The following is a 5,148-nucleotide window of genomic DNA, read 5'->3' as shown; positions in this document are numbered from 1 at the left end:
AACGTACAAGAATATCTGCTGCAATGTCAGCAGTTTTTGATACAAAAGGCGCACAACCATACTCACTATCCCAAACTGAAATCGGTCTGGTAGGTAAATGCTCGCACACTTGTTTTAACTGCCAGGTTGCCTTGTCTATGGGGTTTTCCCAACTAGTAATTCGTTCATGCCTCAAGGGTAATGCCCAATTACCAGAATCATCTGGCACCCAAGCAATAGTGCTGTATCCCTTTTTACTTGCCCTAACACTAATCTATTTGTAGTTGCCCATGCACTGACCATCACAATTGCACTTTGGTCGCTACTTTCATTATAAGAACCACGCAAAGTTTTCCCATCAATTGCAACTACTTCACCATTTGTTATCTGATGTATTGATTTCATCCAATTGACAAAACATGACTGGAATTGTTGAGGATTTATTTGTGCGAATACTCGCGCAAAAGTATCGTGTGACGGAATGCCATTCGGGAGTTCTAAAAACGTTTTTAACCATTCGTACTTCGCATATCCGTAGGTCTCGATTCCCACCCATCCATCTGCTCCACAAATCACCGCGCATACGGCAATGGTCATGATATCGATTAACTTATGTCGTTTAGTACGATCTATGCGTGGATCTTCTATTACACCAAAGTGGTCAGCAATCGTGATTTTGGGCTTAAGTTTCATTCAACTATAATTTGCTTCTTCTTGTTTAAGGCAAAGAATAAATTTACTACAAAAACGAACCCGTATTACTTGGCAGCCGACGGCTGCCACAAACTTACCCCCATATAACGATTATCATTCTTGTTGGGTTTGATGCCTAATTCCTGAAAGCCCTGTGTGGTCTATTGTTGGGGACTTCAATCTTGATTATTAATCTTCAATATTTAGATGCGTTCGCCCTAGTTTCCAACCTGATTGCTGATCTGGCAAGTCCGCTTGTCAATAGCGTTTGAGACGCGCTAACCCTGAGGATCATGGTGAGGCGATTAGCATAAAATTTGACCTCTTAAAACTTTTCAAACAGCCTCTAACCTCGACTTTATCCAAAATTAAAAACTCGGTTTTATTATTCGGCAAAAACCCTGGCTTTTTGACAAATACTTTTTATATGTCACAGTTCATCGATGAAGTCAAAAAAGTAAAAAGAGCGTCCCACAGTGGTTTCAGCGATAGCGATCGCGTTGTCAAAAAAAATGGATAAAGTCGAGCTAATGACGAATCTGTTTGGTCTCTTCAAGAGGCATCACGGCAGAAGATATCTATTGTCTTACCATCGACCGTAACAAGCACCTGGCTGTTTTGTACTGTCAACACCTGTCCTGTTCTCCAGTGCCTAAGACCTCTGGTTATCATACTTACCACGCGTTGGGGAATTACCGATGTATTCAGGTCTAAATGGATTGGACTCGGCATCCTGGCATAGCCATTGTTGATGATTACCAAAGCAACATCATCAGTGGCGATACGCAAAAACGCATAGACTAGATCGTCTGACCACAGCGTTATAGTTGTCCCATATTTAAGTGCTGCATTTCCTTTACGCAGATGTATCAAATCCCGTGTCCACTCGTAGATCTCATGCTCTTTGCGAAACTCTTGTTTCGGACGGTTGTTGTTGTTGATCATCTGCCAGGGGAAATCACGGCGTAGGTCGCGGTCATCTTCTGCTTTCCACCCTTCAAGCCCAACCTCAGTGCCGTAGTAAATCTGTGGTATTCCACGCATTGTCAACAGAGCACCTAAGCAGAGTTTCGTAACCTGAATTGACCAATTAAGCCCTTCACCGCCACCAGTGTGCTTTGTCCTGGCATGGCTCATGATACGTCGTTGTAGATCGTGGTTATCAAGCAATGTCACGAGGCCATTTGCGTTGCGGTATCCGCCCTTGGTGGGGTTATCGTCATCAAGCACACCCAGCGGTTCATTATCATTCAACCGTGGACGTGCCAGCCAATAACGGAGACTCTCGTCATAAATTAGAGTTGACCGCAAAGCTGTACACAAGGGGAAATCGAAGATTGAATCGAAATCATGATAGTTCTGGTACACAAGTAATTGGCTAATGTCTTCCTTGCGTTCAAACAACACTTCTCCAACCAGACAAGTGTTAGGGTATTGTCCACGAATCTGGGACTTGAAGTAGTGCCAGAACTTTGGTTCTACGTGTTTGACTGTATCCATCCGGATATTTGTTACTTTCCCTTTGGTGATCCAATCCTCGATATTATTGATGAAATAACCGAGAACTTCGGGATTATCGTGATTAAAGTCTGGCAACCCTGCCAATTCCCCCTTGATGTCACCAGACCCACCGATGTTAAACCAATTGGTGCCAAACTGTCCCTGCGTCCCGTATCCTGAATGGTTCACAACCATATCAAGCACTACTTTCATGTGCTTAGCTTCACATAGTTCAACAAATCTTCCAAATGTACTCATATCCGTTGAGTTGGGCAAAGATGTACCCTCAATCAGGCGACTGTCAATTCGCTCGAAGTTACTAGGCCAGTAGTAGTGGTAGGGTTCTGAGTTACCATGCCTTTGAATGTTCTCGTAAACTGGGGTCACCCATAATGTTGTCACGCCAAGCTCAAGGAGGTAGTCAAGCTTCTCGATAATTCCGTCCAGCGTTCCCCCGTGGATACTCGTATCTGATGGCTCAACAGATCGCTTACTCCTGCCGAAAAAGCGATCTGTTACTACGAAGTAAATAATGTCCTCCTGGTTAACCTGCTTATTCATATCATCTTCCAGGAAAGTTTATGGTTTTTAAGTTGCTTTAGTATCTTAGTTCTGATCTATTGGCAACGCGGTTTCAGCATCTTAAAAATCTATCTAGGGTTTTAAAAATTCTCAAGTATTCAAGTATAATTGTTACAATATATTAAATTTAAGTATTGTCACATTTTTTATTTGTTGTATTAGTCTCTAATTGACAACTCCAGAACTCTTAAGAGCTGATTCGTAAACAAAACCTTAAGCTGCCATTCGCTTTATCATCAGACGAATCAATGAGCCATAAATCATTGCTTCACTTAGCTCGGTGTACAACTCATAATCCTTACTCAAATGCCGAAATCGATTGAGCCAACCAAATGTCCGTTCTACAATCCATCGTTTGGGCAATCGCTCAAATGTTTTCGATATCCTTTCAATCACCTCAACACGAACCTGTTCTCCACAAATGTGCTTAACGGCTTGAGCAAAGTTTTCTCCCGAATAGCCTTGATCTACCCAAACAACTTCCAATTTAGACAATTCCTCGGCCGCTTCATGGAGTACAACCACAGCACCCAAACGTTCTGATGCATTGGCTTCAGTCACTAAAACGCCAATCAACAACCCTTGAGAATCTACAACTATATGTCGTTTACGCCCTTTAACCTTCTTACCACCATCGAAACCGTAGACCTCCCCTTTTTTTCCGTGGTCTTCACGGATTGAGAATCAGCGATCGCCACGGTAGACTTTTCATCTCGCCCTAAATCTTGTCGGAGTTTATGCCGCACTTGGTCGTGAATTGTTTGCCAAATGCCTTTACGTTGCCATTTCTGAAAGTAGCCATACACCGTTGTGTAAGGAGGAAGATCATGAGGCAGCATTTCCCACTGACAACCGGTACGTTGTACGTAGAAAATGGCATTGAGAATTTCTCGTAAATCTACTTCTACAGGATGCCCAAATCCCTTGGGTGTAGGTAGAAGAGGCTTGAGAATTAACCATTCAGCATCGCTTAAATCACTTGGGTAGGGTTTGCGGTGTGGATTCTCAATCGCTGGTAGACGGCTCATCGACAACAAAATAACTACACTCGGTTTAGCCTATAACCTGGGTCAACCTGGGTCAACCCAGATTCACCTCTCTTTAGATTTTCTTTACGAATCAGCTCTAAGGGTTGTAGCTCTTGAAATTGTTGAACTTTATTATTCCTCTACAGCTCATCTTATGCTGTAAGCATATAAAAAAGTTCAACAATTCTAGTCTCTCAAAGCATTGATTTTTCGTGGTTGGGTGCAAGTCCACGTAAAAATAAGTTGAACAATTTGGGGATGGAAAAGGGATCGCTCTACCACTTTTTCAACACAGAGACACCAAACTCAAATAAAAAAGTTCAACAATTAGGAGAGTGATTCTACCCGAATGTGGGCGCGATGGGCTACGCCCCGCCGGATACCGTTGGCGAATTCCCCAAGCAGCTAAACTGAACCGATTAGTTCAGATATGAAACGATTGAGAACCTTATGAGCAGTTTTATACCCAGTAGCCTGCTTGCCTAACTTCAGTTGGGACAAAATACGGTCACGTAAAATTTCAAGTTCTCTTATCGTTGGCAACACAACAGACTGTCTTTCGCTCTCAGTATCAGATGTTAAAGGAAACTCCCTCTGCCGTGTAATACTCGGTTGTGGTTCGTTTTCCCCTTGATGGGGAGCTAAAAATTCTGAGTCTTCCGGTGTAATACAAGGTATGGCGTTATGCTTAACAATGTGTTCTAAATAGTCAGCACGAGTTTTACCCAAACATTCAGAGGCAATACCAAGTGCTTTCCAAGTATCATCTGTTAGCCGTAAAGAACGTACTTCACGATAGTCATCACTTTTAAGTGCAAACTTTCCCTGAATATCTCGTTTCCACATAACCCAACCCATGTATTACATCGTAAATTTAACGGGAAATGACAATGTTTTTCCATGTAATACACGGATAAAAACTTAAATCTTATTGATTTAAGAGCAACAGTTTAAACAAGTATTATCTAGCACACAGGAGATTCTGCCAGCCTTGCAAAGTGTGAGGAGCGAGTTTTAGCCCTTGGTATCTCCTCCAACCATGCGAAAACTCGACTTAAATTAATAGCCGCCGCCGTCAGAATATGCTGTAGATGAGTTTTAGCTAGCCCAATATAACGGCAATCGCGCATTTCAAAGGCGCGGATTCCTTAAGAAATACTTCCTTCAATGCCTGAGCGCAGTGCATACTGTTGTTGAAACTTTTCAGTTTTTTGTCGCGCTCTTGCTTGTTGGAGGACTTGTGATTTGAACGATAATTTAGCCAAACGGTCACGAAATACTTCAGTCTGTACTAGGACAACATATAGTTCAAGTGCGATTCGTTGTTAAGTGAATCTCGGTATCCAGCCCGTAAATAACTTAACCA

At 42.4% G+C, this 5,148-nt stretch carries 3 protein-coding genes and 3 pseudogenes; all 6 read right to left on the bottom strand.

The window, feature by feature from the left end; genetic code table 11:
• Positions 1-208 (bottom strand): annotated as a pseudogene (locus tag H6G92_RS39140) (NF041680 family putative transposase); the annotation flags it as partial.
• Positions 209-231: 23 nt separating this feature from the next.
• A pseudogene (locus H6G92_RS38125) lies at positions 232-672 on the bottom strand (ISAs1 family transposase); the annotation flags it as partial.
• A gap of 552 nt (positions 673-1,224) precedes the next feature.
• Complete coding sequence (locus H6G92_RS38120) at positions 1,225-2,733, bottom strand: alpha-amylase family glycosyl hydrolase (RefSeq protein WP_190901964.1); 1,509 nt, start codon at positions 2,731-2,733, stop codon at positions 1,225-1,227.
• A gap of 234 nt (positions 2,734-2,967) precedes the next feature.
• Positions 2,968-3,782, bottom strand: a protein-coding gene (locus H6G92_RS38115; RefSeq protein ID WP_190901962.1) for an IS5 family transposase whose coding sequence is annotated in 2 segments (ribosomal slippage) — positions 2,968-3,416 and positions 3,416-3,782 — 816 coding nt in all. Because the reading frame shifts where the segments join, the coding sequence is not laid out codon by codon here.
• Between the two features lie 405 nt (positions 3,783-4,187).
• On the bottom strand, positions 4,188-4,628 hold the full coding sequence (locus H6G92_RS38110; RefSeq protein ID WP_190901960.1) for a hypothetical protein: 441 nt from the start codon (positions 4,626-4,628) through the stop codon (positions 4,188-4,190).
• A gap of 119 nt (positions 4,629-4,747) precedes the next feature.
• Positions 4,748-5,023 (bottom strand): annotated as a pseudogene (locus H6G92_RS41440) (transposase); the annotation flags it as partial.
• Between the last annotated feature and the right edge of the window lie 125 nt (positions 5,024-5,148).

Source organism: Nostoc foliaceum FACHB-393 (assembly GCF_014698505.1).
Classification (GTDB): Bacteria; Cyanobacteriota; Cyanobacteriia; order Cyanobacteriales; family Nostocaceae; genus Nostoc; species Nostoc foliaceum_A.
Note: the sequence above shows the minus strand (reverse complement) of the source record. Positions and strands in the feature narration are given on the sequence as shown.

What these genes read in the sequence shown, in the direction of transcription:
- H6G92_RS38120 (WP_190901964.1), bottom strand. Translation starts at nt 2,733, where the DNA reads ATGAATAAGCAGGTTAACCAGGAGGACATTATTTACTTCGTAGTAACA.
- H6G92_RS38110 (WP_190901960.1), bottom strand. Translation starts at nt 4,628, where the DNA reads ATGTGGAAACGAGATATTCAGGGAAAGTTTGCACTTAAAAGTGATGAC.